The sequence below is a fragment of the Microvirga aerilata genome (genome assembly GCF_016743775.1).
GTDB classification, from domain to species: domain Bacteria; phylum Pseudomonadota; class Alphaproteobacteria; order Rhizobiales; family Beijerinckiaceae; genus Microvirga; species Microvirga aerilata.
The window spans coordinates 1-1,338 of record NZ_JAEQMY010000280.1; the positions used below are offsets into that span (position 1 = coordinate 1).

Consider the following 1,338-nt stretch of genomic DNA (forward strand, 5'->3'; position numbering starts at 1 on the left):
AGTAGTGTGGTGAAGGTTCTGCAAATCGCCTGAGCGGGGCGGTCATGGCAGGATGGTGATGTTCGACGTCACTCACTCCGAGAGGAGCCCCACCATGACCAACATCAAGGATAAACCTGCCACTGCCGCCATCAAGGACCTTCTGAGCCAGAGCCCGGACGGCCTGCGCGAGATCGTGCGTGCCGTCATGCAGGAGATGCTCGAAGCCGAGATGAGCGATGCACTTCAGGCCGAGAAGGGCGAACGCACCTCGGCTCGCCTGGGCTACCGCTCCGGCTACTACAGCCGCACCCTGGTGACCCGGGTGGGTAAGCTCGAGCTGCGCGTGCCGCAGGACCGGGACGGGCGCTTCTCGACCGAACTGTTCGAGCGCTATCAGCGCTCCGAGCAGGCCCTGGTCGCCACCTTGGCCGAGATGTACGTGCAGGGCGTCTCCACCCGCAAGGTCAAGGCGATCACCGAGGAGCTGTGCGGCCACAGCTTCTCGGCGTCTGCCATCTCCTCGACCAACAAGCGCCTGGATGACAGCCTGGCCCAGTTCGCCTCCCGCCGGCTTGAGGAGCCGTTCCCGTACCTGATCCTGGATGCCCGTTACGAGAAGGTGCGCGAGGGCGGCATCGTCACCTCACAGGCGGTGCTGATTGCGGTGGGCATCGACTGGGATGGCAGGCGCCAGATCCTGGGCGTCGAGATGGCCAATCGGGAAAGCCAGTCCTCGTGGCGCACCTTTCTGCTGGGCTTACGCGAGCGCGGCCTCTCCGGGGTCGAACTGGTGGTGGCGGACGACCATGCCGGCCTGCGGGCGGCGATCCGCGAGGTGCTGTCAGGCACCGCCTATCAGAGGTGCTACGTGCACTTCCTGAGGAATGCCCTCGATCACCTGCCGCGCAAGGCTGACGATGACTGCCTGCAGGAGCTGCGCTGGCTCTATGACCGCCGCTCGGTTGAGGAGGCCAGACGCGATCTGGCGGCTTGGATTACCAAGTGGGAGGGGCGCTACCCGCGCCTGGTGGCCTGGGCCGAGGAGACGATCGAGGAGACGTTCACCTTCTACCGGCTGCCGCGCCAGCACCACAAGCACCTGAAGAGCACCAACATGCTCGAGCGGCTGAACGAGGAGATCAGGAGGCGCACTTACGTGGTGCGGATCTTCCCCAATGCGGCCTCATGCTGCCGGCTGGTGCGGGCCCTGGCGGTGGAGACGCACGAGAACTGGCTGGAAGCCCACCGCTACCTCAACATGGACGACCTGAAGGAGCACAAGAAAACCACTCTGCGCGAGGCCGCTTAGCCAACCTGTCCGGCCGCCCCGCTTTGCAGAACTTGACGCACACAATC

1 protein-coding gene is annotated in these 1,338 nt (G+C 64.9%); it reads left to right on the forward strand.

From position 1 onward, the window contains the following. Positions 1 to 94 precede the first annotated feature (94 nt). Positions 95 to 1,291, forward strand: coding sequence for an IS256 family transposase (locus JKG68_RS32345; RefSeq protein ID WP_202066528.1), 1,197 nt, complete (start codon positions 95 to 97; stop codon positions 1,289 to 1,291). Positions 1,292 to 1,338: the final 47 nt, after the last annotated feature.

Excerpts from the sequence above, each read along its gene's own strand:
- JKG68_RS32345 (WP_202066528.1), top strand. The coding sequence starts at position 95 with ATGACCAACATCAAGGATAAACCTGCCACTGCCGCCATCAAGGACCTT.